20 protein-coding genes are annotated in these 24,319 nt (G+C 71.4%); 12 read left to right on the top strand and 8 right to left on the bottom strand.

The window, feature by feature from the left end; all coding sequences use genetic code 11:
- Positions 1-125 precede the first annotated feature (125 nt).
- The 8 genes from FHT37_RS05590 to FHT37_RS05555 all read left to right on the top strand — a co-directional run bounded on the left by FHT37_RS05590 (position 126) and on the right by FHT37_RS05555 (position 10,829).
- Complete coding sequence (locus FHT37_RS05590) at positions 126-1,685, top strand: methyl-accepting chemotaxis protein (protein WP_255489495.1); 1,560 nt, start codon at positions 126-128, stop codon at positions 1,683-1,685.
- A gap of 174 nt (positions 1,686-1,859) precedes the next feature.
- Positions 1,860-2,366, top strand: a complete 507-nt coding sequence (tssJ, locus tag FHT37_RS05585) for a type VI secretion system lipoprotein TssJ (RefSeq protein ID WP_221210959.1) — start codon at positions 1,860-1,862, stop codon at positions 2,364-2,366.
- Positions 2,363-3,697: a type VI secretion system baseplate subunit TssK gene (gene tssK, locus FHT37_RS05580; RefSeq protein ID WP_091724492.1), complete on the top strand. Its 1,335-nt coding sequence runs from the start codon at positions 2,363-2,365 to the stop codon at positions 3,695-3,697. Before tssJ ends, tssK begins: the two co-directional genes overlap by 4 nt.
- An 83-nt stretch (positions 3,698-3,780) precedes the next feature.
- Positions 3,781-5,103 carry a DotU family type VI secretion system protein gene (locus tag FHT37_RS05575; RefSeq protein WP_091724491.1) on the top strand — a complete coding sequence of 441 codons (1,323 nt, stop codon included), beginning with the start codon at positions 3,781-3,783 and terminating at the stop codon, positions 5,101-5,103.
- Positions 5,100-8,678, top strand: a complete 3,579-nt coding sequence (gene tssM / locus FHT37_RS05570) for a type VI secretion system membrane subunit TssM (protein ID WP_183479359.1) — start codon at positions 5,100-5,102, stop codon at positions 8,676-8,678. The genes FHT37_RS05575 and tssM overlap by 4 nt, the downstream gene beginning before the upstream one ends.
- A gap of 22 nt (positions 8,679-8,700) precedes the next feature.
- Positions 8,701-9,411 carry a type VI secretion system-associated protein TagF gene (gene tagF / locus FHT37_RS05565; protein WP_091724489.1) on the top strand — a complete coding sequence of 237 codons (711 nt, stop codon included), beginning with the start codon at positions 8,701-8,703 and terminating at the stop codon, positions 9,409-9,411.
- Between the two features lie 504 nt (positions 9,412-9,915).
- The gene (locus tag FHT37_RS05560; protein WP_091724487.1) at positions 9,916-10,368 is read left to right on the top strand and encodes an Hsp20/alpha crystallin family protein; all 453 of its coding nucleotides are present in this window, start codon (positions 9,916-9,918) and stop codon (positions 10,366-10,368) included.
- 29 nt (positions 10,369-10,397) lie between these two features.
- Entirely contained in the window at positions 10,398-10,829 is a 432-nt protein-coding gene (locus tag FHT37_RS05555) for an Hsp20/alpha crystallin family protein (RefSeq protein WP_147240469.1), read from the top strand.
- 13 nt (positions 10,830-10,842) lie between these two features.
- On the opposite strand, the gene FHT37_RS05550 is transcribed toward FHT37_RS05555, so the two are convergent.
- The 4 genes from FHT37_RS05550 to FHT37_RS05535 form a co-directional block, all read right to left on the bottom strand.
- Complete coding sequence (locus FHT37_RS05550; protein WP_183479357.1) at positions 10,843-11,622, bottom strand: OBAP family protein; 780 nt, start codon at positions 11,620-11,622, stop codon at positions 10,843-10,845.
- Positions 11,623-11,637: 15 nt separating this feature from the next.
- A complete protein-coding gene (locus FHT37_RS05545; RefSeq protein WP_183479355.1) occupies positions 11,638-11,859 on the bottom strand; it encodes a hypothetical protein in 222 nt (73 codons plus the stop codon).
- Positions 11,860-12,107: 248 nt separating this feature from the next.
- Entirely contained in the window at positions 12,108-14,117 is a 2,010-nt protein-coding gene (locus tag FHT37_RS05540; RefSeq protein WP_183479353.1) for a S9 family peptidase, read from the bottom strand.
- A gap of 69 nt (positions 14,118-14,186) precedes the next feature.
- Positions 14,187-14,513 carry a hypothetical protein gene (locus tag FHT37_RS05535; RefSeq protein WP_183479351.1) on the bottom strand — a complete coding sequence of 109 codons (327 nt, stop codon included), beginning with the start codon at positions 14,511-14,513 and terminating at the stop codon, positions 14,187-14,189.
- A gap of 480 nt (positions 14,514-14,993) precedes the next feature.
- Between FHT37_RS05535 and FHT37_RS05530 the strand changes: the two genes are divergently transcribed.
- Positions 14,994-15,911, top strand: a complete 918-nt coding sequence (locus FHT37_RS05530; protein ID WP_147240472.1) for a manganese catalase family protein — start codon at positions 14,994-14,996, stop codon at positions 15,909-15,911.
- Positions 15,912-15,961: 50 nt separating this feature from the next.
- On the opposite strand, the gene FHT37_RS05525 is transcribed toward FHT37_RS05530, so the two are convergent.
- From FHT37_RS05525 to tagH, 4 genes are all read right to left on the bottom strand, one after another.
- Positions 15,962-16,894 (bottom strand): hypothetical protein, encoded by a 933-nt coding sequence (locus FHT37_RS05525; RefSeq protein WP_183479349.1) that lies wholly within the window; start codon positions 16,892-16,894, stop codon positions 15,962-15,964.
- A 96-nt stretch (positions 16,895-16,990) separates the two neighbouring features.
- The gene (locus tag FHT37_RS05520) at positions 16,991-17,905 is read right to left on the bottom strand and encodes an alpha/beta fold hydrolase (RefSeq protein WP_183479347.1); all 915 of its coding nucleotides are present in this window, start codon (positions 17,903-17,905) and stop codon (positions 16,991-16,993) included.
- 87 nt (positions 17,906-17,992) lie between these two features.
- Positions 17,993-18,862 (bottom strand): PP2C family serine/threonine-protein phosphatase, encoded by an 870-nt coding sequence (locus tag FHT37_RS05515; protein WP_183479345.1) that lies wholly within the window; start codon positions 18,860-18,862, stop codon positions 17,993-17,995.
- Positions 18,863-18,895: 33 nt separating this feature from the next.
- The gene (gene tagH, locus FHT37_RS25610; RefSeq protein ID WP_183479343.1) at positions 18,896-20,779 is read right to left on the bottom strand and encodes a type VI secretion system-associated FHA domain protein TagH; all 1,884 of its coding nucleotides are present in this window, start codon (positions 20,777-20,779) and stop codon (positions 18,896-18,898) included.
- Between the two features lie 138 nt (positions 20,780-20,917).
- Here tagH and FHT37_RS05505 point away from each other — a divergent pair, with 138 nt between their 5' ends.
- The 3 genes from FHT37_RS05505 (at position 20,918) to FHT37_RS05495 (ending at position 24,298) form a co-directional block, all read left to right on the top strand.
- A complete protein-coding gene (locus FHT37_RS05505) occupies positions 20,918-21,925 on the top strand; it encodes a LysM domain-containing protein (protein ID WP_175538245.1) in 1,008 nt (335 codons plus the stop codon).
- A gap of 169 nt (positions 21,926-22,094) precedes the next feature.
- On the top strand, positions 22,095-23,444 hold the full coding sequence (locus tag FHT37_RS05500; protein WP_183479341.1) for a putative DNA modification/repair radical SAM protein: 1,350 nt from the start codon (positions 22,095-22,097) through the stop codon (positions 23,442-23,444).
- Positions 23,441-24,298 (top strand): TIGR03915 family putative DNA repair protein, encoded by an 858-nt coding sequence (locus FHT37_RS05495; protein ID WP_183479339.1) that lies wholly within the window; start codon positions 23,441-23,443, stop codon positions 24,296-24,298. Before FHT37_RS05500 ends, FHT37_RS05495 begins: the two co-directional genes overlap by 4 nt.
- The last annotated feature ends 21 nt before the right edge of the window (positions 24,299-24,319 follow it).

Here is a 24,319-nt window from a genome sequence, read left to right as displayed (position 1 = left end):
GGCGCGGAGCATACGACACCATGACAACGTTGTCAGCCCAGGGGAAGCGAGCATGCCTGGCCACCACCCGGGCATCCGGCCTGCCCCGCCAGGGAAATTCCAGGCAATGTTTCCGGGAGCTTCCCATGGCCTTGCTTCGTAATTTCCGGATCGGCAGGCGGCTGGCGCTGGCCTTTGCGGCGATCCTCGCCCTGCTCTGTTTCAGCGCTTGGTTCGGGACCCTGCAGATGGCCCGGATCAACGAGAACGTCCAGGACCTGAACGGCAACTGGCTGCCCAGCGTCACCCGGCTGGGCGCGATGCACGATGCCGCCAACCTCGCCCGCCGCCAGTCGCTGCGGGCCGCGCTGGTCACCGACGAGACCACCCGCGCCGCCAGCGGCCGCGAGCGTGAAAGCGCACTGCGCGCGTTCGACGAGGCCGCCAAGGCCTACGAAACCAGCATCACCGGCGAGACCGAACGCGCCCTCTACCAGGACATCCGGGCGGCCTGGACGGCCTACCTGGCGGCCGACGCCGAGCTGCTGCGCGCGGCCGCCGCCGGCGAGGCCGAGCACGCGAACGCCCGTCAACTGGCGACCGGGCGCACCACGACGCTGTTCGTCGCCGTGTCGGCCGCGATCGCCAAGGGCATCGACTTCAACCGCGCCGGCGGCGACCACGCTGCCCGGGCCGCGGCCGAGTCCTACGACCACGGCCGGCTGATCACGCTGCTGGTCGTCGCCGCCGCGCTGGCCGTGGGCATCGCGCTGGCGTGGCAGGTGACGCGCTCCATCACCTCGCCGATCGCCGAGGCGGTCAAGGCCACCGAGGACGTGGCCGCCGGCGACCTGACCGTCGACATCCACGCCGAGGGCCGCGACGAGCCCGCCGACCTCCTGCGGGCCATGGCGCGGATGGTCGGTCAGTTGGGGGCGCTGGTCGGCCAGGTGCGCGACAGCAGCGAGAGCATCGCCACCGGATCGCGCGAGATCGCCCAGGGCAATGCTGATCTGAGCACCCGCACCGAAAGCCAGGCCAGCAGCCTGCAGCAGACGGCCGCCTCGATGGAGCAGCTGACCAGTTCGGTGTCGCAGAGCGCGGCCTCGGCCGGCGAGGCCAGCCGCATGGCGGCGGATGCCTCCGGCGCGGCCAGCGAGGGTGGCCAGGCTGTCGGCGAGCTGGTCCGGACGATGCAGGGCATCAGCGATGCTTCGCGGCGCATCGAGGACATCATTGGCGTCATCGACTCGATTGCCTTCCAGACCAACATCCTGGCGCTGAATGCGGCGGTCGAGGCGGCCCGGGCCGGCGAGCAGGGGCGCGGCTTCGCCGTCGTGGCCTCCGAGGTGCGTGCGCTGGCGCAGCGCTCGGCCGGCGCCGCCCGCGAGATCAAGGGCCTGATCCAGGCCAGCGTCGACCGTGTCGACACGGGCGCCCGCCAGGCCGAGGGGGCCGGCGAGGTCATGCAGCGCGTGGTCGCCCAGGTCGGCCAGGTCGACACCTTGATCCGGGAGATTTCCGCGGCGACGCAGGAACAGAACGGCGGCATCCAGCAAGTCGGCGGCGCGGTCTCCCACCTCGACCAGGTGACCCAGCAGAATGCCGCGTTGGTCGAGCAGAGCGCCGCCGCCGCCGAGAGCCTCAACGGCCAGGCCCAGCAACTGGCCAAGCTGGTCAGCCAATTCCGCCTCCGCACCGCCTGAGCCCTCCCCCGCCCGCCGTCCTCGGTCGCAAAACCGACGCAGTACGGTCCTGGTCGGGGACACCCTCCCCGATTACCTAAGTCACGAGGCCCAACCGCCCCCACTGGCTATCCTTTCCTCCGGTCAAGAAGGACAGCCAAGATGCTCACGCCTCGTTCGGGACACCACGGATACATGCGCGCCGCTCGCCGGGGCGCCACAGGAATGCTGCTGGCGCTGGGCGCGCTCGGCCTGCTGGGGGGCTGCTCGTCGATCGACAAGCTCAATCCCTTCTCCAGCTCGCCCAAGCCCACCGAGGTGCGCGGCAGCATCCAAGCGTCGCCGCAGCTCAACCCGAGCGTCAACAAGCGCCCCTCCCCGCTGCTGGTGCGGGTGTATGAGCTGAAGTCGACCAACGCCTTCAATGCTGCCGATTTCATCAGCCTGTACCAGAAGGACCAGGCCGAGCTTGGCACCGAGATGGTCGCCCGCGAGGAAATGACCCTCCAGCCTGGCGAATCCCGGACCATCAACAAGAAGACGCTGTCGCCGGAGACCCGCTTCATCGCCGTCTTCGGCGCCTACCGCGACCTGGAGCATGCGCGCTGGCGCGCGGTGGTGCCGGTGATGGTCGGCAAGAAGCAGGACGTCCTCATCCAGGCCGACGAGCTGTCGGTCAGCGCCTCGGTCAAGCAGCCGTGAGCTGGCACAGCAAGGTCATCTGGTCGCAGGGCATGTTCCTGCTGCCCCACCATTTCCAGCAGGAAACCCGATATCTGGAGCACCTGGTCGACAGCCGCGCGCGCGCGCTCGCGCCGCATGGCTGGGGCTTCACCGAGCTGGTGCTGGACGAGGCGCTGCTGAGCGTCGGCCGGCTGGGCATCGTGCGCGCCAGCGGCATCCTGCCCGACGGCACGCCCTTCCAGATCCCGCAGGCGGACGCCGCGATGGCGCCGCTGGAGGTGCCTGCCGACCTCAAGGGCGACATGATCGTGCTGGCCGCGCCGATCGCGCGCCCGGGCACCGACCAGGTGGCCTTCAACGGCCACGATGCCGGCGAGCTGCACCGCTACCACGTCGTCGACCAGGACCTGCGCGACCAGACCAGCGCCGGCGACGAGCCCGAGCCGGTCCAGACCGGCGCGCTCACGCTGCGGCTGCTGCCGGCGCGCGAGCTCAACGATGCCTATGCCGCGCTGGGCGTGGCCCGCGTGGCCGAGCGCCGCGCCGACCAGCAGCTGGTGCTGGACCGCAGCTACATCCCGCCGCAGACCCGCATCGACGCCAGCGGCCACCTGTCCGCGATGGCCTCGCTGCTGCACGGGCTGGTGCGCCAGCGCGCGCAGCTGCTGTCCTCACGCATGGGGCAGCTGGGCAACGGCGTGTCCGAGCTGGCCGACTTCCTGATGCTGCAGGCGCTGAACCGCGCCGACCCGCTGTTCCGCCAGCATGCCGAGTCGCCGCATGTCCATCCGGAGCTGCTGCACCGCGACTGTCTGCAGCTGGCCGGCGACCTGGCCACCTTCGTGAGCGACACCCGCCTGGCGCCCGAATATCCGCTGTACCGTCACGACGACCTGCGCGGCAGTTTCGCGCCGCTGCTGGAGGACCTGCGCCGCATGCTCAGCGTGGTGCTGGAGCGCAACGCGCTGCAGATCGACCTGACCGAGCGCACCCATGGCGTGCGCACCGCCGTCGTGCCCGATGCCGACCTGCTGCGCAGCGCCAGCTTCGTCATCGCGGTCAATGCGCAGGTCTCGGCCGAGCAACTGCGCCAGCGCTTCCCGGCGCAATCCAAGCTGGGCCCGGTGGACCGCATCCGCGACCTGGTCAACCTGCAGCTGCCCGGCATCGGCCTGCGCGCGCTGCCGGTGGCGCCGCGCCAGCTGCCGTTCCATGCGGGCTTCCATTATTTCGAGCTGGACCGCGGCGGCGAACTGTGGAAACAGCTCGAGCGCAGCGGCAGCCTGGCGCTGCACGTGGCCGGCGACTTCCCCGGACTGGAGCTTGAGCTCTGGGCCATCCGGCAATAGCCGCCCCGCGCGGCGGCATGCCGGGCCTGGTCCCCGCTCCTCAGCCCTTCCATCGACAAGACAAGCAACCTCCGGGAGCCGGCATGGACCCCTCCGCGCTCAACGATCCGTTCGCAGGCTTCGACGATCAGCGCACCTTCATCAAGCCCCGCCCCGGCGGTGCGCAGGCGCCGCGTGGCGCCTCGCCCGCGCCGGACTCGGTCCAGCCCGACGCCGCTCCGCCGGCCGCCGGGCTCAACCCGCTGCTGACGCTGGCCAACCCGCTGCTGCTGCTGGTGCCGCAGCTGCGCACGACGCGCCGCGTCGACGACGTGGCCGCGCTGCGCAACAACCTGGCCCAGGGTATCCGCGACTTTGCCGCGCGCGCCGCCGCCGCGGGCATCCCGCCCGAGCGCGTCATGGCCACGCGCTACGTGCTCTGCACGATGATCGACGAGGCCTGCGCCGACACCCCCTGGGGCGGCTCCGGCGTCTGGGCGCGGCACAGCCTGCTGTCGATGTTCCACAACGAGACCTGGGGCGGCGAAAAGGTCTTCCAGCTGATGGCGCGCCTGGCCGAGAAGCCCGATGCCAACCGCGATCTGCTCGAGCTGATCTACGCCGCGCTGACGCTGGGCTTCGCCGGCCGCTACCGCGTCATCGACAACGGCCCCGCGCAACTCGAGGCGGTACGTGACCGCTTGGCGCAGATCCTGAAGCAGCAGCGCGGCGACTATCCCGCCGCGCTGGCGCAGCACTGGCAGGTCGAGCCGACCGTGCAGCGCCGCCACATCGGCTGGCTGCCGCTGGCGGCGACCGCGGCGCTGACGGCGCTGCTGCTGGTGGGCGTGTACCTGACGCTGACGCTCTCGCTGGCGGATCGCTCCGATCCGGTGTTCGGCCAGATCCAGTCGCTGCGGCTCTCGCCGCCGGTGGTCGCGCCACCGCCGCCGCCGGCCAAGCCGCGCCTGGCGCAGTTCCTGCAGTCCGACATCAAGGCCGGGCTGGTCGCGGTGCGCGACGAGGTCGACCGCAGCGTGGTCACGATCCGCGGCGACGGCCTGTTCGCGCCGGCCAGCGCGACCATCGTCCCGGAGCGCGAAGCGCTGATGGGCCGCATCGCCGACGCGCTGACGCAGGTGCAGGGCACGGTGCTGGTGACCGGCCACAGCGACAACACGCCGATCCGCACCGCCCGTTTCCCGTCCAACTGGCACCTGTCCGAGGAACGCGCCAACACCGTGCGCGAGCTGCTGATCGCGCGCCGCGTCGCCCCCGAGCGCATCCGCGCCGAGGGCCGCGCCGAGGCCGAGCCGGTGGCGCCGAACGACACCCCGACCAACCGCGCGCTGAACCGGCGCGTCGAGGTCAGTCTGATGATCAATGGCCGCGCGCCCGACGCGCCGGCGCGCGGAGCTTCGCGATGAAACGCGTCCTGGGATGGATCTTCAACCGCTGGGTGCTGCTGGCGGTGCTGGTGCTGGCGGTCGCGCTGCTGATCTGGATCGTCGGCCCGCTGATCGCCGTCGGCGAGGCGCGTCCGCTGGACACCGCGCGCTCGCGCTGGATCACCATCGGCCTGCTGGTGCTGGTGGTGGCGCTGTGCATCGCCTGGAGCCGCTGGCGCGCCAAGCGCGGCAACACGGCCGTCGTCAACCAGTTGCTGCAGCAACCGGCCGCCGACACGACCGAGCGCGAGAGCGCCGACATGCTGGCCGTGCGGGAGCGCTTCCGGCAGGCGCTGCAGCTGCTGCAGCGCTCGCGCTTCGGCGCCGAGGGCTCGGCCGGCTTCGGCGCGAAGCTGCGCTCGCGCTTCGGCGGACGTTATCTCTATGAGCTGCCCTGGTACCTGATCATCGGCGCGCCGGGGTCCGGCAAGACGACCGCGCTGCGTCACAGCGGGCTGAACTTCCCGCTGGCCGACCAGATGGGCGACCACGCGATCCGCGGCGTCGGCGGCACGCGCCACTGCGACTGGTGGTTCACCGACCGCGCGGTGCTGATCGACACCGCCGGCCGCTTCACTACGCAGGACAGCGACCCGACCAACGACAAGGCGACCTGGAGCGGCTTCCTGCAGATGCTGCGGCGCTCGCGCCCGCGCCAGCCGATCAACGGCGCGCTGGTGACGGTCTCGGTGACCGACCTGCTGTCGCGCAGCCCGGCCGAGCGCGCCCAGCATGCCGCCACCGTGCGGGCCCGGGTGCAGGAGCTGCAGAAGGACCTGGACATCCGCTTCCCGGTCTACCTGCTGGTGACCAAGGCCGACCTGCTGTCCGGCTTCATGGACTACTTCGCCACGGTGGACAAGGACCAGCGCGCCGCGCCCTGGGGCTTCACCTTCCCGCGCGCCAGCGCCTCGCCGCTGGCGGGCTTCGGCGCCGAGTTCGACACCCTCGAGCAGCGCCTGCAGGACGGCCTGATCGATCGCCTGCAGGCCGAGCGCGACCCGCAGCGCCGCGCCCGCATCTACGGCTTCCCGGCCCAGTTCGCGAGCCTGCGCGCGCTGCTGGCCGAGTACGCCGAGGGCGTCTTCGCGCCCTCCCCCTACGAGGCGCAGCCGCAGCTGCGCGGCATCTACTTCGTCAGCGGCACGCAGGAAGGCACGCCGATCGACCGCGTGCTGGGCTCGGTGGCGCGCAGCTACCAGATCGAGCATGCGGTGCTCGCGCCCAACCAGGCCAGCGGCCGCAGCTACTTCCTGAACCGCCTGCTGGGCGAGGTCGTCTTCGCCGAGGCCGGCCTGGGCGGCACGCACCGCGGCTGGGAGCGGCGCCGCAATGCGCTGGCGCTGGCCGGCTACGCGGCCGTCGCGGTCGTCGGCGTCGGCCTGCTGACCGCGTGGACGGTCAGCTACTTCAACAACCGCAAGTACCTGCAGGAGACCAGCGCCCGCGCCGAGCAGGTCCGCGAGCTGCTGCAGGCCACGCCCAACCGCGCCTCGGCCGACCTGCTGCCGATCCTGCCGGCGCTGCAGGCCACGCGCGCGCTGGCGGCGGTCGAGGACGAGGTGCCGCTGTCCATGCGCATGGGCCTGTTCCAGGGCCGCAAGATCGACAGCGCGGCGCGCGCCGCCTACCAGCGCATGCTGGGCGACGCGGTGCTGCCGCGGCTGGTGCTGCGCATCGAGGAGCAGCTGCGCCAGGGCGCCGCCACGCCGGTCACGCTGTATGAGGCGCTCAAGGCCTACGTGATGCTGCACGACCCGCAGCACTTCGACGCGCAGGCGCTCAAGCAGCACATCGAGGGCGACTGGGAAAGCACCCGCCGCGAGTTGACGCCTGACCAGCGCGCGGCGCTCGGCGCCCACCTGGATGCCTTGCTGTCGCAGGGGGGCATCGCCTCGCCGCTGCCCGAGGATGCGTCGCTGCTGACGGCGGTGCGCACGCAGCTGGCGACGCAGCCGCTGCCCCAGCGCATCTACAACCGGCTGCGCGCGCAGGGCCTGGGCACCGAGTACCCCGACTTCACCGTCGCGCGGGCCGGCGGCCACAACGCGCCGCTGCTGTTCACCCGCGCCAACGGCGCGCCGCTGACGCAGGGCGTGCCGGGCTTCTTCACCCGCGACGCCTACCTGCGCGGTTTCCAGCCGCGCGTCGGCCAGGTGACCGACGAGCTGGCCGCCGAGGAGCCCTGGGTGCTGGGCGTGGCCGCCGCGCCCAAGGATGCGCAGGCCATGGTGCGCGCCAACGCGCCGCTGGTGGACGACGTGCGCCGGCTCTACCTGAACGACTACGCCGCGGCCTGGGAGGCCTTCCTCAACAGCGTCAAGCTGCTGCCGATGGCGACGGTGCCGCAGTCGGTGGAGCGCTCGCGCATGCTGTCCGCGCCGGACAGCCCGCTGGGCCCGTTCCTGCGCGCGGCCTCGCGCGAGACCACGCTGGCCCAGCCGGGCAACGCGATCGAGAACGCCGAGCGCCGCGCCGCCGACCTGGTGCAGCAGACGCGCGAGCGCGTCGCGGGCATGTTCTCCGGCAAGCCCGGCCAGCCCGCGCAAGCCGATCCGAACGCGCCGCGCATCGAGAGCATCGTCGACGACCGCTTCGTCGGCCTGCGCAGCATGGTCACCGCGCCCCCGGGCGGCGGCAAGGCGCCGCTGGACGAGACGGTGGGCCTGATCGCCGAGGCCAACATCATGCTGACGGCGGCCGATTCGGCGCTCAAGGGCGGCAGCGCGCCGCCGCCCTCGCCGGTGCCCACGCGGCTGAAGGCCGCCGCCGCGATGAGCCCCGAGCCGCTGCGCACGATGCTGGACGACCTGGGCAGCAGCAGCGCCCGCGTGTCGCAGGGCGCGATGCGCCAGAACCTGGGCATGGAGGTGCGCTCGCAGGTCGGCGAGTTCTGCAATCAGGCCGTGGCCGGCCGTTATCCGCTGGACCGCAATTCGTCGCGCGACGCGACCCAGGCCGACTTCGCGATGCTGTTCGCGCCGGGCGGCAAGATCGACCAGCTCTTCCAGCAGAAGCTCGCGCCCTACGTCGACACGACGACGCGGCCATGGAAGTTCCGCGCGGTCGAGGGCACGCCGCTGGGCGCGGACAGCGGCACGCTGCCGCAGTTCCAGCGCGCGCAGGCGATCAAGGAGACCTTCTTCCCGGGCAGCAACACGCCGTCGCTGCGGCTGGACTTCAAGCCGATCGAGATGGACACCTCGATCCAGCAGTTCATCCTCGACGTCGACGGCCAGATCGTGCGCTACAGCCACGGCCCGCAGATCCCGACCTCGGTGCAGTGGCCGGGGCCGCGCGGCAGCTCGCAGGTGCGGGTGCAGCTGAGCCCGGCCAGCACGAGCGGCTCGTCCGGCATGGTCAACGACGGCCCGTGGGCGCTGTTCCGCCTGTTCGACCGGGTCAAGATCGAGAAGACCGCCGCGCCCGAGCGATTCAAGGCCACCTTCGAGATCGAGGGCCGCAAGGCGGTCTTCGAGGTCACCGCCAGCAGCGTCCGCAACCCGTTCCGGCTGCCGGAGCTCAACGAGTTCCGCTGCCCCGGCGGGCTGTGAGGCGCACCAGGAGAGACCGACGATGAGCGCGTTGCCCGAAGCCCTGAACACGTCCGGCGACACCGTGCCGGGCTGGTACGGCAAGGTCGCCGCCCTGGGCGACTTCGCCCAGCGGCGGCTGCCGCAGCACTGCGTGCGCCACTGCGACGCCTGGCTGTCCGGGATGATGCAGGACCTGCCCAAGGTCCTGGGCGCCCGCTGGCTCGACACCTACCTGACGGCGCCGGTGCTGCGCTTCGCCTGGGCGCCGGGCGTGGTCGACATGAAGTGGTGGTTCGGCGTGCTGATGGCCAGCTGCGACAACGTCGGCCGCTATTTCCCGCTGGTGATCGCGCAGCCACGCACGCAGCCGCCGATCGACCGCGCGGGGCTGGACCACCTGGACCGCTGGTACACGGTGCTGGCCAACGCGGCCATGCGCACGCTGGACGACACCGCCACGGTGGACTCGCTGGAGGCGGCGCTCGCGGCCGCCCCGCCCTGGCCGGCGAGCCACGCGGCGACGCTGCCCGCGCCGGAGAACGCGGTGCAGTGGGTCACCTACACCGCGCCGGCGAGCCTGCTGACCTCGGCGATGCCGATGCTGGCGGCGGGCGAGCTCATGGAGCGCCTGGCCGGCTGCACCGTGTGGTCGCCCAACCCCGAGCCCGGCCAGCAGATCGACATGCGCTGGGGGCCCGGCCTGCCCTACGTGGAAGCGTTCGCGGCGCTGCTGACGAAGAAGACCGGTTGATCAGGGTTTTCCCTGAATCGCGCGGCTCTTGAAGCGCGAGGCCCCAGTTCCTAAATCTGTGTCGACCCGCCATCCACCGATTCGGACGAGGAACTGAATCATGGCCAAGCCGCTCTCCGACACCCCCTCCCAGGCGCCGACCCGGCGCCCCGCGCGCCCGCTGCGCTCGACGCGGCTCGTGATGAGCCCGCCCCATCTCCAGGCCTATCTGCTCGCGCGGGAAACGCTGCGACGCCTGAAGTGCTCATCGCGCCCCTGCTTCGCGCGCGAGCCTTCCCCCGCCGCGACGGCAACCACGACCACGGCCGCGTCCCGTCCTGACGGGCGATAGCGCCCGCCTTGCCGCGACGGCGCGAGCGCGCGGAGCCAGGACCTCGGGCCGACCTCGGGCCGAGCCCGGCCGCGCGTCTCCAGTCGTCCGCACCACCGGTTCATCACGGGACGGCGCCTGCGCCATCCCTTTCATCGCCCCATCGATTCATCGACCAGGAAAGGAGGTCTCTCATGTTCGATACCGTGTTCCACCGCCCTCAAGGCCTGCTGGAGCAGCTCACCCAGCTGCAGCAGGCGCTGTCGCGTTCGCGCGCCCCGGACGGTCTGGCGGACAGCATCCGCTCGGCGACGGCGGGCGCCTTCCCGCCGATCAATGTGGGCCGCACCGAGCGCTCCATCGAGGTCTACGCCTTCGCCGCCGGCCTGGACGCGCAAGCCATCGACGTGACCGTCGAGCGCGGCGTGCTGCGCATCTCCGGCGAGCGCAAGCCCACCGCGCGCGACTCGTCCGACGGCGTGCAGCTCTACGCCGCGGAGCGCTGGCACGGCCGCTTCACCCGCGCCGTGGCGCTGCCCGACGATGCCGACACCGGCAGCGTGGACGCGCATTACCGCGACGGCGTGCTGCGCGTCACGGTGGGATTGCGCGAAGCCGCCCGTCCGCAGCGCATCAACGTCCAGTGAACGACGACCTCACGAAGAAAGGAGCTGTCATGTCCACCCACACCCAACTGACCCGCGCCGATGGCCCCCGCGCGGAACTGGCCTCGACCGGGCAGAACGCGCCGGCCGGCAAGCCGGCCTCCGGTCCCCGCGCGGTGGCGGAACCCGCGGTCGAGATCTTCGAGGACGCCGGCGGCATCACGCTGCTGGCCGACATGCCGGGCGTGCCGCGGGAAGCGCTCGACGTCCGGCTCGATGGCGAGACGCTGGTGATCGAAGGCGAGGCTGCGGTCAGCGCGCCGGACGGCATGCGCCCGCTGTGGGCCGAGGTGAGCGTGCCGCGTTTCCGCCGCGCCTTCACCTTGAGCCGCGAGCTCGACATGGGCCGCATCGAGGCCGGCATGAAGGACGGCGTGCTGACGTTGCGGATCCCCAAGCAGGCGCATGCGCAGCCGCGGCGCATCGCGGTGTCCACGGGCTGAAGACGCGACGCGCTCACCGCGCGGACGGGGCGCGCCCGGGCGCATGGGCACCGGCCCCGTGCGCGCCCGTCGGATCGGGGATCTGATAGACCTGTCCGCGGCGCCAGGCATCCGCGCCCGCATCGATGGGCGGCGCGGGGATGGCGCCGCGCTGCTCGCGCTTGCGCGCGCTGACGACGCCGAATCGCTGGTCGCGCGCGGCCACCATGGCCGCGTCCGCCTGGCCGTCCGCGGTGAAGCCCATCATCAGCTGCGGCACGCCCAAGGGCAGCGACTTGCCCTCATCGGTGTGCCAGGTGTGCCAGGTCTTCCCGTAGGTGCCGACCAGCCGTTCCATCAGCTGCCGCTCGGCCGCCTCGGGAATGCCGGGCGCGATCAGTTGGCCGGACTTCACCTCATGCACATGGCTGTGCCACAGGCGCTTCTCCGCCGCCGGCAAGGCCGCGAACTGCCGGCCGCTGATGATGTATTCCACGCCCATCAGCTTCGCGTCCTTGACGTTGCCGTCGTAGATGACGCATTGGATGAGTTCCTCGTTGAGGACGGCGCAGTAGTGATGCGCCTCCATCTGCGACGCGGGTCGCCCGTTGTAGAAGTGGAAGCCGTCGAGGTAGGCATTGAGCGCCTCGATCGGCGGCTTGTCCTGCAGAACCGCGGCGCCCGCTTCCAGGACCTTCGTCGCGGGCCGCGCCGGCGCGCCGGGCGACTGGATCGGCGATTCGGTCCGGTGGTCGCCGCAGGCGGCGAGCAGCAGCCCGGTCAGGGCCGCCGACAAGGCGGTGCGTGGCCTCATCGCCAACCTCGCGACTCAGGCACCGCGCGCGAAGTCCGCCAGGCCGGGCCGGACGCGATCGGCATCGTTGCGCGTGTCGCTCGGCAGGCCGAGTTCGGGGCGCTCCTGCTCACGCAGCGACTCAGCGACCGCCGCGCCTTCCAGCGGCGTCAGAGGCGCGGGCTCGCCGCTCTCCGACGAGGCGCGCGCGCTGCCTTCGGACCGCGTGCGGTCAGCCGCCGAGGAAGGGTCGGACAAGGGAGCGTCGGACAAGGAAGCGCCTGGTGAGGACGCGTCCGTCGAGGATGCCGGAAGCGGCGCCGAGGCCGGTGCGCCGTCTTGCGGCGCACGCAGGGAACGGAACAGGTGCGCGGACAACAGCGCGACGCCGCCAGCGACGGCCAGGTGACGAAGGGACATGGAGATCTCCAGAGGGGGGCTCGCGGGATCGAGCCCTGCGTGGTACGGGCAACCCCCGTTCCACGCGCCAAGGCACGGAGAAGCGCTCAGCGCTTCTCCCCGGGCGCCGCCGGCAACGGCACCTCGACCCATCGGTTCAGCCAATCGACGATGCGCCCATGCCCGTCGAGCCGATGGGACGGTCGGCCCTGGCCCAGCGTGTGGTGGTCGCCGCCGGGATAGAGGACCATCTCGCTCGGCGTGCCGGAGCGCTTGAGCTTCACGAACATCTCCTCCGACTGGCATTTCGGACAACGCTCGTCGTCCTTGCCCTGCAGGAACAGCGTCGGCGTGTTGCCCTGCCCGATGTGCGCCATCGGCGAGAGCTCGATCATCAGCTCGCGGTTGGCGTCGGGCTTGCCTTCCATCGAGAACGGGTCGGCGTAGTAGCCGCTGTCGGAGGTGCCGTAGTGCGTCTCCAGGTTGCCCACCGGCGCGCTGACCACCGAGGCGCGGAAGTCCTCGCAGTTGCCGGTGGCATACGCGCTGAAGTAGCCGCCGTAGGACGAGCCGGCGATCGCGACCCGATCGTCCACCAGGCCCTCGCGCCGCAACGCGGCGATGGCGGCGCGGTATTGCGGCAGGTCGAGCCTGCCCCAGCACTTGCGCAGCCGCTCACTGAACCGGCGGCCGTAGCTGGCCGACCCCACCGCGTTGAGCGCCAGGATGGCCCAGCCCTGGCTGGCCAGCACCTGCCAGTAGGGTGTCGTCGGGAACTGCAGCGCCACATAGCTGGCCGGTCCGCCATGCACGTCGACCAGCAGCCGGCACGGAGAAGGCTCGCCTTCCCGCAGCAGCAGCCAGCCCTCGATCTGCTCGGTGCCGCCCTCGCCGTCCGGCACCTCGAAGCGGCGACGCTCAAGCTTGAGCGCATGCCGCTGGCGCCACCAGCCGTTGAAGTCGCTGATGCGTCGCGCCTGGCCGCCGTCGAGGTCGCAGCGGTGGGCTTCGATCGGATGGTCCATGCCTTCCTCGACATAGGCGATCACCTCGCCCACCGCCATCGCGCTCACATGACCGGCGGGCGGCTCGACCAGCGGGGTGACTTCGCCGCTGTCCACCTGGATGGACACGATGCGCTGGACGCCGCGCCAGGCCTGCACCGCGCGCAGCCGGCGGCCATCGGCGTCCCAGAACAGCGCGTTGCTGAAGAGCTCGACATCCTCGTCGGCCACTCGACGCGTTGTGCCAGTGGCCACGTCCACCGCCCACAGCCGCATGATCGCGTCGCCGCCGTTCTCGGCGCCCATGAAGGCGATCGTCGATCCGTCGGGGGAGAACGCCGGCCACGAGGCGGTGGCCACCGTGGTGGTGAGCCGCCGCGCCTCGGGAAACGGCTGCGCGGGACCGTCGAGGTCCAGCATCCAGACATCGGTGCAGTGGCTCTCGCGTTCGTCCTCGCGTCCCCGGGTGTAGGCCAGACGCCGGCCGTCGCACGACCAGGCCAGATGCCCCACGTCGTAATCGCCGCGGGTGAGCGGCGTCGCCGCCTGCGACTCGATGTCCAGCAGCACGATCTGCAGCCGGGCGCCCAGCACATAACCGGAGCCGTCCATCTTGTAGGGCAGGCGCCAGACCACTTCCGGCGCCGTCGCGGGGGCGATCGGGCGTTGCAGGTCGATCTCCCGCGTGCCGTCGACGCGCTGGTCCGGATCGACATTGACCGCGCAGACCAGCGCGAGCTGGCGGCCATCCGGCCGCCACGCCAGGTCGATCACGGTGCCGGCGAAACGCGTGATCTGGCGGGCCTCGCCGCCGTCCGCCGGCATCAGGAACACCTGCTTCGGCCCGCCATGCCGGTCGCTCAGGAAGGCGATGCGATCACCGCCGGGCGACCAGCGCGGCCGCGAGTTCTTGCTGGGCACGAAGGTCAGCCGGTTCGACGGTCCGCCGCCCAAGGGCAGCAGCCACAGGTGGGTCTGGTAGTCATCGTCCGCGCGTTGCACCGACTTCACCGCGCACACCGCACGCTGGCCGCAAGGGTGCAGGTCGAGCGACTCGATGCGCTGCTCGTTGCAGAGGTCGTCCACGGTGAAGGCGCTCGGGGCTTCGCCCATCGGCATTTCCTTTCGCTGGAAGATGAAAGGGGCCGACCCCTGCGGGCCGGCCCCTGCGCTTGCCGGCGCTCAACGCTCGTCGCGCTGCTGCCCGCCTTGTTCACGCTGCTGGCCGCCTTGCTGGCGCTGCTGCTCGGCGCGGTTCTGCGAGCCGTCCTCACGCTGCTGGCCTTGCTGGGCTTGTTGGCGCTGCTGCTCCTGGCCCTGCGAGGCCTGGCCTTGCTGGCCCTGGTTCTGACCCTGCTGGCGCTGCTGCTCGCGGTTCTGGTCCTGCCGACCCGGCTGGCCTTGTTGACCTTGCTGGTTCTGCTGGTTCTGCTGGTTCTGCTCGCGCTGCGAGCCGGAACCGCCCTGCTGGCCTGGGGTCGACTGACCTTGGTTGGATTGCTGAGTCATGGTGATGTCTCCGTCAATGGTCATTGGCACATGCCAACGACCTCTTCATTGCAAAGCCCATGCCATCGAGGTTGCGGGGCGGCAGGCGGTTGCGGACGACCGGCAGATGAACCAGTCGACTCGCGGAAATACGAGCGTTGGGGCGTCCCGCTAGAGAGAGCACGCGCGCGCGCCTCGCAGCGCGCGAACCGGCGCAAGCCCTGACCCCAAAACACTTGCCTGGACAAGTGTGTGAGTTCTGCCGCATGCCCTTCCGAACGTCGGAAACGAAGCGACGCAATTTTCCTGGCGACCGAGAACGCCGATGCCATCGACGATCCATGGCCATCGCACTCCCACCGTGGCGGCGAGACCCTCATCGCGGCGCTGGATCGGCCCTTGCCAGATCGACCTTGTCGCCATGCACGCCGGCCCCGCTTGAGGTCTGCGTGGCGCGGCGCTTCAAGTTGCCCTCTTCCCCGCCTACCGCAAGGAGATTCCATGTTCGCCCACAACAAACGTCTGCAGTACACCGTCCGCGTCCGCGAATGCAATCCGGCGCTGGCCAACCTGATGCTCGAGCAGTTCGGCGGCCCGCAAGGCGAGCTCGCCGCCGCCTGCCGCTACTTCACCCAGGCGCTGGCCGAGGACGACCCGGGCCGCAAGGACATGCTGCTCGACATCGCCACCGAGGAGCTCAGCCACCTCGAGGTCATCGGCACCATCGTTGCGATGCTCAACAAGGGCGCCAAGGGCCAGTTGGCCGAAGCGACCGATTCCGAAGCGGAGCTCTTCCGCTCGCTGCAAGGCGCCGGCAACGACTCGCATGTGACGCAGGTGCTGTACGGCGGCGGACCGGCGCTGACCAACTCCGGCGGCCAGCTCTGGAACGCCGGCTACATCGACAGCATCGGCGAGCCGACCGCCGACCTGCGCTCCAACATCGCCGCCGAAGCGCGCGCCAAGATCGTCTATGAACGGCTGATCGCGGTGACCGACGACCCCGGCGTGAAGGAGGCGCTCGGCTTCCTGATGACCCGCGAGATCGCCCACCAGCGCTCGTTCGAGAAGGCGCTGTATTCGATCAGCCCCAACTTCCCGCCGGGCAAGCTGCCGGGCAAGCCGGAGTTCGCCTCGGTCTACTACAACATGTCGCAAGGCGAAGGCGACATGCGGGGCCCGTGGAACGACAGCAAGCTGTTCCTGTACGAGTCGGCCCGCGAGCGCCAATGCGCCGTCGACGGCGGCGACGGCCAGGCCTCGGTGGGCCTGACGCCGGAGGAGGAACGCGACTGCGAGGCCATGCGCACCCGCACCGCGTCCGATCCGCTGAGCGAGCCCGTCACCGGCGTGGAGCTGGGCAGCGGGCCGACCCCGGTGGATGCGTCGAATGCGGCGATGGACAAGCCGCAGCCGTAAGCCCGACGGAAGAGGCCACGCAGGCACCCGGGCCGGGGGGGATCGAACTCCTAGGGCTCGTCCTTCGGTGAACCACCTTCGCCAGATTGCACCGGCCGGGTCGCCTCGATCTCACTCTCTTCGCTGGACTCCTCCGACTCGTCCGAGTCCACATCGACGATCGTTGCCGCGGCGGGCTGGAGCGCGCCCGGTATCGGATAGTCCGTCTCCTTCACCGGACGGCCCTCCTTGAAGAGCGCATTGTTTCCCTTCAGGTAGTAGTACTCGCTTGCTCCGTCTTGATGAAGCTTCTTTCGCGCCTTGTGGGAAGTGATCGTTCGAATCGGCTTGCCCTGGTCGTCCGTCGTGAGCTGTGGAGCTCCGCCCTGGTCCGATGAAGCCCCCTGCTGCCTGCGTGCTTTCGAAAAGGCCGCCGAGGTCTCGATGGCACTCTTGCGGCTCTCCGAGTCGTGAGGCTTCCAACCGGTTCGGGTCAGCATCTCGACCAGCTTCCTGCCAGTGATCGCGTCGATGGTGTACGCCGCCCCTGAGGTCGAGGGCGCGGCGCCATGGGCCTGCGCGTGAGCCTGCGAGATCAAGTTCCAATTGCCCTGCTTGAACGCGTGGTAGGTCGTATTGAGGCGCTCGAAGAACTCGGTCACGAAGTCCGGGATGGCCGAGTCCTTTTTGCCCAACTGAGCGACACCCATGGGTGACGCCGCAGCCGCTCTATCCGGCGAAGACCTGCCGGCGGCCTGCAACACTGGCCGATCCCCCTCTGCACCGCCAAGCACGCCGTCGACGAGCCGACGCTGCGCCTGCATGCGGGGTGACTGGTCGACAAAGGCCTGCAGCGTCCTCGCCTGGATCGGGCTGCGCTCATGCATCGCTCGCACCGGCATGCGGTCGCCCTGCGCCGCGGGGAGGTCCTGTGCCGAAGGGGCACGGTGGTGAGAGCGCTGCTTCATCGCGAACCCTTTGGCGGAAGTGATGTCGAACGCCAATCTATCCGCCAGCGTCCCGAGGCTCCATCGGCCCCTGGCTGATCTGTCTTCCGCAAATTGCCGAAAGGCCGCCCCGCCCCGCACAGGGCGCGTTGATCAGACTCGTCGCTCCCTCGCAGCCGCCTCGACGAGGTCCATCACCGCCGCGGCGAAGACGGACGGGCACTCCTGCGGGAAGTTGTGGCCGACGCCATCCACCCGCTCATGCCGCACGAGCCGCGCGAAATGGCGCGCGTGCGAGCGCGTGTCGGGCTCGACGGCAACGCCGTCCGCCAGGCCGTCGAGCAGGATGGTCGGGACCTGGATCACCGGTCGGGTCAGCAACTGCGCCTCGAGATCGAGGAAGCGCGCGTCGCCCGGGACCAGGCCATAGCGGTGGCGATAGGAATGCACGACCACCTCGACGAAATCGGGGTTGTCGAAGGCCGCCGCCGTACGAAGGAAGTCCGCCTCGGTGAACGGCCAGCGCGGCGACCACATCTGCCACAGCAGTTTCGCCATGGCCTGCCGGTGCTGCTCCAGGCCGCGCCGGCCGCGCTCGCCATGCAGGTAGAACTGGTACCAGTAGCGCGCCTCGTTGGCCGGCTCGTCCGGCGCCATCGCGTTCGGCGGATGCAGCAGGTTGTAGCCGTTGCAGGACACCAGCCCGGCGCAGCGCTCCGGCCAGGTCGCCGCGACCACGCAGGCGGCTCGTCCGCCCCAGTCGTATCCGGCCAGCACCGCGGACTCGATCCTCAGCGCGTCCATCAGCGCCCGCAGGTCGGCGCCGAGCACCGCCTGCTCGCCGGACCGCAGGGTGTCCGCCTCGAGGAAGCGCGTCGAGCCGTAGCCGCGCAGGAAGGGCACCAGCACCCGGCAGCCGCGCTCGACCAGGCGATCGGTCACCGCCTCGTAGGCATGGATGTCATACGGAAAGCCGTGCAGCAGCACGACCGCCGGCCCGTCGCGCGGACCCTCGTCCCACAGGCCGACGCTCAGGTCGCCGGCGTCGACTTGACGGACCGTCCTCATCGGCTGTCTCCAGAGGTCTGCGACTGTCTCGCGGCGCCTGGCACCGTCTCGCGCCGGCTCCCGCGACGGCGCGCTCGCGCCCCGCGCTCAGAGCGGCATCCGCCGCGTCGACTCGTCCTCTTCTTCCTCCTCCAGCGGGACGGGTCCGGAGTCCACCGCGGTCTCGTCCGTGGCCGTGCCGGCCGCGTCCGCCGGGGCCTCGGCGGCCACCGCCAGGGCCGGCTCGCCGACCCACAGCGCGATGGCGCTGAAGTTGTCCTGGTCCGGCAAGCCGCGCTCCTCGATCACCGCGCGCATCGACGCCAGCCAGTCGTCCGGCGAGGCGGCCGCGCGCAGCGTGTCGTGGATCAGCGTGTCGCCCGCGCTGCCCCACCAGCCGTCGCTGCACAGCAGGAAGACGTCGCCGTCCTGCAGCGGCTGCGGCGAGGTCGTGTGGGGATGCAGTTCGTCCTCGATGCCCAGCGCGGCCACGAGGTGGTTCTTGTGCGGGTGATCCTCGGCCTGCTCCGGCGTCAGCAGCCCGGCCTCGATCAGCATCTGCACCACGCTGTCGTCCTGCGTGATCGTGTCGATCTGGCCGTCGCGGATGCGGTACAGGCGGGAGTCGCCCACATGGGTCCACAGCGCGAAGTTGCGCTGCGCATCCACGCACAGCGCCACCACCGTCGTGTGCATGCGGTCGCGGCCGGTGCCCTCGACGCCGCGACGCACGTCGTCGTGCGCGGCCAGCACCGCGCCGGTCAGCAGCTCCGGCCGCCACGGCAGCGTGGCGTCGCCCAGGCTGGTCTGCATCCGGTGGACGGCGCGCCGCGCGGCCTCCGCGCCATTGCGGTGGCCGCCGGCGCCGTCGGCCAGCACGGCATACCAGCCGGGGCCGTTCTCGTGCGCCACGATGGCGTCTTCATTGTTGGCGCGCGCGCCTTGTTCGCTGCAGGCGGCGACCCGGATCTTGAGCATGGTGTGAACGACGTGTAGGACGATCGGCGGGGCTCAGGCCCCGCTCTGCTGTGGTTGTGCGTGCGGCGCGACCGGCGCCGGGCCCTGGCCGTGCTGGCTCAGGCGCTCGAGCTGGTCTTCGTAGGCCTCCAGGAAGGCCTTGCCGAACAGGGTGTGGAAGTCCTCCTGCGCCTCGTCGCGGATGGATTCGAAATGCTGCAGGTAGAGCTCCCAGAGCTTGGCCTTGCGGTTCATCGCCAGCACGCTGTCCAGCACCGAGCGGCTGGTCAGCTTGGCCTCCAGCGCCGAGGGCTGGAAGCGCGTCAGCACGCCCTCCAGCGCCGCGCGGGTGCCGGCCATGGTGCCGATGGTGTGGCCGACCAGGTCCCGCATCGCGTCCTGCATCGCCGCCGGGCCGGGCAGGAAGCCGCGCACCGGCGGCTGCAGCAGCTGCTCGAGCGCCGACTGCGCGTCGGGCGAGAACTTCAGCGGGTTGTTGTCGCGCGAGCGGATCACCGTGACCTGCGCGCGCAGCTCGTGCTTCGTGGCCGCGCGCACCGCCATCATGCGCAGCGCGCCGTCGACCGAGGCATTCAGCAGCTGGCCGATGACGCGCATCAGGTCGGCGTTCAGGCCTTGCGGCGGCGCGGCCATGCGCACGCCCGCGCCTTCGCAGAAGGCCTGCCAGAGCGCGGCGGTATCGGCGGGCTGACCGGGCGCGGCGGTCGCCGACGCCGCCGGTTGCGGCCGGGCGAAGGTCGGCGGCGGCGCCACGGCCGGCGGCGGCATCACCGGGGGCGGCGTCACTGGAGGCGGCATGACCGCGGCGGGCGGCATGACCGGCGGCGGCATCACGGCCACCGGCGGAACTGGCGGAGGCAGCGGCGCCGGTGCCGGGCCGCGGACCTCCGGCGGACGGAAGGACGAATGCAGCGCCGGCGTGTGGTCCGGCAGCGCGGGCGTCTGCGGCTCGGTGTTGGCGGCCGGCGCCGCGGCGCCGAAAAGCGCCAGCGGATCCGACGGCAGGCCGTCGCGCGCGCCGGTGTCGGCGCGCGGCGCCGCGCCGGCCATGAAGCCGGCCAGGGGGTCCGCGCCCGGGGCCTGCAAGCCGAACAGGTCGTCCAGCGAGCGGTTGTTGTCGCCCGGCACCAGGTCGGCGAAGGCTCCGCCGAAGCCCAGGTCGTTCGAGGCCGCCGGCGGCGCGATGGGCGCGGGCGGCGGCGCCAGGTCCAGGCCGCCGAAGGGGTCGAACGCGGCCGGGCCGGCGGCGCTGGCGGCGGACGCTTGGCGCGACGGCGGCGGCGGGGCGAAGGGATCGAAGTCGTCCGGCAGCAGCATCGGTCCGGCCGGCGCGGGCGTCGGGGCGGGCGGCGGGGCCGCGAACGGCGAGAGATGCGGCGCCGGGGCCGGCGTCGCGGCGAACAGGTCGGCCGGCGTCGGCGCGCCGCCGAACAGGTCGGCGAACGGGTTGGAACTGGACAGCGCGGCGGGCGCCGAGGTCGCGCCGCCCAGCGGCGTCGGCGGCGCCGGGATCGGCATGGGCATGGGCCCAGGCGCCGGCATGACCGGACGCGCCAGGTCCGGCGCCCGGCGGATCACGGTGGCGCCGCTGTCGTCGCCGGCCTCGTTCTGCACTTCCAGCAGGTAGCCGCCGATGCGGACCTGGTCCAGGTGGCGCAGCGGCACGGCCTGACCCTGGGCGACCGGTTGTCCGGCGACGGTGATCGGATTGGCGCTGCCGACGTTGCGGATCACGAAACCGCCGGCGTCGGCGCTGATCTCGGCCTGCTGGCGGGAGATGTGGCGCTCCGGGTCAGGCAGCGCCATGGTGTTGTGGTCGGCGCGACCGATGGTTCCCCCGGTGGCGTCGAAGCGCGCGGTGATGGGCTGCGTCAGGGGCAGGTCGTTGAGCGACACCGCGCGCAGGGTGAGGGTCATGATGCTGCCTTTGGGACCTCGAGAGACTGGCATGGGATGTTTGCGTGACAAAGGTCCTGCTTCAATGAACGAAAGTCACCTGCGGGGGGCTTGTCGCTGTTTCATACTCCACCCCGCTCGAATCCCGACGTGATGCCGATGTCGACCACTTTCCGTCCCGACGCCCCGACCGCCTCCCCCTCGATTGCCGCCGCGCTGCGAGGTGGTGCGCCATCCGCCCTGTCGGCCGTCTCGGTGCTGCTGCTGAGCCTGGCCCTGGCGGCCTGCCAGACGCCCGCGCCCGCGCCGCCGCCGCCCGAACCGGTGGTGACGGCGCCGCCTCCGCCGCCCCCGCCGCCGGAGCCGGTCCCGCCGACGCCCGCCGAGCAGGCCCTGGCGCAGAAGACCGCGATGCAGTCGATCGAACTGCTGGAAGCCGGCCAGGAAGACCAGGCCCGCGCCGAGCTGCAGCGCGCGCTGCAGCTGGATCCCGGCAACAAGCTGGCCAACAGCCTCATGAAGCAGATCACCGCCGACCCGGTGGCGCTGCTGGGTCGCGAGTCCTTCGCGTACACGGTGCAGTCCAGCGACACCCTGTCGCGGATCGCCGGCCGCTTCATGGGCGACATCTACGCCTTCTACATCCTGGCCCGCTACAACGACATCCGCGTGCCGCGCCAGGTCGCCGGCGGCCAGGTGCTGCGCATCCCCGGCAAGCCGCCGGCGGGTCCGCTGTATCCGCGCCCCTCGGCGCGCCCCGATCCGAAGGCCACCGCGCCGGCGGCGCCGCCCGCGACCGTGGCCGCCGCTCCGGCGCCCGCCGCCCCGCCCGCGCCGCCGCCGGTGGCCGAACTGTCGCCCGGCGAGAAGGCCATGCGTGCCGGTGATGCGCACGAGCGCGCCGGCCGCATGGACAAGGCGCTGGAGGAGTTCCGCCGCGCCGAGGCCGCCGATCATCCCGGCGCCGCCGCCCGCATCGAGGCGCTGCGCAAGAAGCAGATCGCCCGGGCGACGCTGAATGCGCGCACCGCCTTCGCCAAGCAGGACCTGGCCGGCGCGATCCGCGGCTGGGACACGGTGCTGCAGCTCGACCCGGACAACGAGCTGGCCAAGCTGGAACGCCAGAAGGCCGTCACGCTGAAGGCCAAGGCCGACCAGCTGAAGTGACACCGCGCCGCTGCGACGGCGTCGGACACCCCAAGGAAGAGGCGCCGCGTGCGCCTCTTTTGCATGGGCGCTCGCCGGCGGAATCCCCTCGCAGGCGGCCGGTGATGCGAGAGCTGGATGACTCAATTACTGTATATTCATACAGTTTTTTGTCATTCCCGCGCGCCCCATGGACCTCGACCGCAAGCTCGCCATCCTGGCCGACGCCGCCAAGTACGACGCCTCCTGCGCATCCAGCGGCACCGACCGGCGCGATTCCGTCGGCGGCGCCGGCATCGGCTCGACGGAAGGCATGGGCATCTGCCACAGCTACGCGCCCGACGGCCGCTGCATCTCGCTGCTCAAGATCCTGCTGACCAACCATTGCCAGTACGACTGCCTGTACTGCGTCAACCGGTCGTCGAGCAACGTGGCGCGGGCGCGCTTCAGCGTCGAGGAGGTCGTGCGGCTGACGCTGGACTTCTACCGCCGCAACACCATCGAGGGCCTGTTCCTCAGCAGCGGGATCATCAAGAGCCCCGACCACACCATGGAGCAGGTGGTGCGGGTGGCGCAGACGCTGCGCGAGGTGCATGACTTCCGCGGCTACATCCACCTCAAGACCATCCCGGATGCCAGCGACGAGCTGCTGCGCCGGGCCGGCCGGTATGCCGACCGGCTCAGCATCAACGTCGAGATGCCCACCGAGGCTGGCCTGAAGCAGCTCGCGCCCGAGAAGGACACGAGCGCGATCCACCGCTCGATGGGCCGGCTGAGGCTGCACATCGACGAGGCCCGCGAGGCGCGGGCGTCAGCGGGCGGATCGACCGGCGGGTCCACGGTCGGGTCGACCGGCGAGGCGCCGATCCGCGTGATTCCGGGCGCCGCGCCGCGCCCCGCGCGGCCGCCGCGCTTCGCCCCGGCGGGCCAGAGCACGCAGATGATCGTCGGCGCCGACGACAGCGACGACCGCAGCATCCTGCGCAGCAGCGCCGCGCTCTACGGGCGCTTTCGCATGCGGCGCGTCTATTACTCGGCGTTCAGCCCCATTCCCGATGCCGCGCGGGCCCTGCCGCTGAAGGCGCCGCCGCTGGTGCGCGAGCACCGCCTCTACCAGGCCGACTGGCTGATGCGCTTCTACGGCTTCGACCACGAGGAGATCGTCGACGACGGCACCGGGCTGCTGCGGCTGGACGTCGATCCCAAGCACGCCTGGGCGCTCGCCCATCCGGAGCGCTTCCCGGTCGACCTCAACCAGGCGCCGCGAGAGCTGCTGCTGCGGGTGCCCGGCCTGGGCGTCGGGTCAGTCGACCGGCTGATCGCCGCCCGTCGACTGCGCCGGGTGCGGGCCGAGGACCTGCGCCACATGAAGCTGCCGCTGCGCCGGGTGTTGCCTTTCGTCATCGTCGACGGTCATCGTCCTGGCGCGGCACCGCCAGCCCCGACTCGCGCCAGTGGGGCAGCGGACGCGGGCACGGGCACGGGCGTGGTCGGGGGCGTTGTCGCGGGCGCTCCCACGCAGCTGGGGCTGTTCGGATGATCCGCGTGCGGCTCGACGGGCCGGTCGACTTCGACGGCTTTCGGCACGCTGCCCGGCGCCTGGTGCTGGACGGCGTAGCGCCGGAGACCGTGGAGTGGACCACCGGCGAGGACGGCGGCGACCTCTGGTCGACTGCGGAGGACGTCGATGCGACCGATGCGAGCGATGCGAGCGAGCGCGTCGCGAGCGCCGCGTTCACGGTGCCGGCCTCGTTCCTGTCGCTGTGCCGGTCCGCCCTGCTGCATCGCGAGCCGCGCCGCTTCGAGCTCCTGCATCGCCTGCTGTCGCGCCTGAGGACCGATGCCGCGCGCTGGCACGACCGTTTCGACGAGGACCGCCGCCACGCGGAGCGCCTCGCCCGCGAGGTGCGGCACGAGATCCACAAGACCCATGCCTTCGTGCGCTTCGTCCCGGTCGAGGACACCGACGGCGAACGCCTGGTCGCCTGGTTCGAGCCCGAGCACCATGTGCTCGAGGCCGCCTCGCCCTTCTTCGCGCGGCGCTTCGCCAACCTGCGCTGGACCATCCTGTCGCCGCGCGTCTCGATGCACTGGGACGGCGTCCGGCTGTGCGCTGGCCCGGGGGCTCGGCGGGAGACGGCGCCGCCGCCGGACGCTGGCGCGGCGCTGTGGCTGACCTACTACCGCAGCATCTTCAATCCGGCGCGCCTGAAGCTGGCCATGATGACCCGCGAGATGCCGCGCCGTTACTGGGCCAACCTGCCGGAGGCCGCGCTGATCGAGCCGCTGGTCGCGCAGGCTGACGACCGCGTGCGCGACATGCTGGACGCCGGCCCGACTGAGCCCCGGCGCATCCGTCCGATCGCGCTGCCACCGCGTGGCTCGACGACGTAACGCCCGTCACTCCGATGAGCG

This window comes from Mitsuaria sp. BK037, assembly GCF_014193045.1.
Lineage (GTDB): Bacteria > Pseudomonadota > Gammaproteobacteria > Burkholderiales > Burkholderiaceae_C > Roseateles.
This window is presented reverse-complemented; position numbering and strand designations above follow the sequence as displayed.

What these genes read in the sequence shown, in the direction of transcription:
- tagH (WP_183479343.1), bottom strand. Translation starts at nt 20,779, where the DNA reads ATGACCCTCACCCTGCGCGCGGTGTCGCTCAACGACCTGCCCCTGACG.
- FHT37_RS05590 (WP_255489495.1), top strand. Translation starts at nt 126, where the DNA reads ATGGCCTTGCTTCGTAATTTCCGGATCGGCAGGCGGCTGGCGCTGGCC.
- FHT37_RS05500 (WP_183479341.1), top strand. Translation starts at nt 22,095, where the DNA reads ATGGACCTCGACCGCAAGCTCGCCATCCTGGCCGACGCCGCCAAGTAC.
- FHT37_RS05515 (WP_183479345.1), bottom strand. Translation starts at nt 18,862, where the DNA reads ATGCTCAAGATCCGGGTCGCCGCCTGCAGCGAACAAGGCGCGCGCGCC.
- FHT37_RS05550 (WP_183479357.1), bottom strand. Translation starts at nt 11,622, where the DNA reads ATGAGGCCACGCACCGCCTTGTCGGCGGCCCTGACCGGGCTGCTGCTC.
- FHT37_RS05535 (WP_183479351.1), bottom strand. Translation starts at nt 14,513, where the DNA reads ATGACTCAGCAATCCAACCAAGGTCAGTCGACCCCAGGCCAGCAGGGC.
- FHT37_RS05495 (WP_183479339.1), top strand. Translation starts at nt 23,441, where the DNA reads ATGATCCGCGTGCGGCTCGACGGGCCGGTCGACTTCGACGGCTTTCGG.
- FHT37_RS05575 (WP_091724491.1), top strand. Translation starts at nt 3,781, where the DNA reads ATGGACCCCTCCGCGCTCAACGATCCGTTCGCAGGCTTCGACGATCAG.
- tagF (WP_091724489.1), top strand. Translation starts at nt 8,701, where the DNA reads ATGAGCGCGTTGCCCGAAGCCCTGAACACGTCCGGCGACACCGTGCCG.
- FHT37_RS05555 (WP_147240469.1), top strand. Translation starts at nt 10,398, where the DNA reads ATGTCCACCCACACCCAACTGACCCGCGCCGATGGCCCCCGCGCGGAA.
- FHT37_RS05560 (WP_091724487.1), top strand. Translation starts at nt 9,916, where the DNA reads ATGTTCGATACCGTGTTCCACCGCCCTCAAGGCCTGCTGGAGCAGCTC.
- FHT37_RS05520 (WP_183479347.1), bottom strand. Translation starts at nt 17,905, where the DNA reads ATGAGGACGGTCCGTCAAGTCGACGCCGGCGACCTGAGCGTCGGCCTG.
- FHT37_RS05540 (WP_183479353.1), bottom strand. Translation starts at nt 14,117, where the DNA reads ATGGGCGAAGCCCCGAGCGCCTTCACCGTGGACGACCTCTGCAACGAG.
- tssM (WP_183479359.1), top strand. Translation starts at nt 5,100, where the DNA reads ATGAAACGCGTCCTGGGATGGATCTTCAACCGCTGGGTGCTGCTGGCG.
- FHT37_RS05505 (WP_175538245.1), top strand. Translation starts at nt 20,918, where the DNA reads ATGTCGACCACTTTCCGTCCCGACGCCCCGACCGCCTCCCCCTCGATT.
- FHT37_RS05530 (WP_147240472.1), top strand. Translation starts at nt 14,994, where the DNA reads ATGTTCGCCCACAACAAACGTCTGCAGTACACCGTCCGCGTCCGCGAA.
- tssJ (WP_221210959.1), top strand. Translation starts at nt 1,860, where the DNA reads ATGCGCGCCGCTCGCCGGGGCGCCACAGGAATGCTGCTGGCGCTGGGC.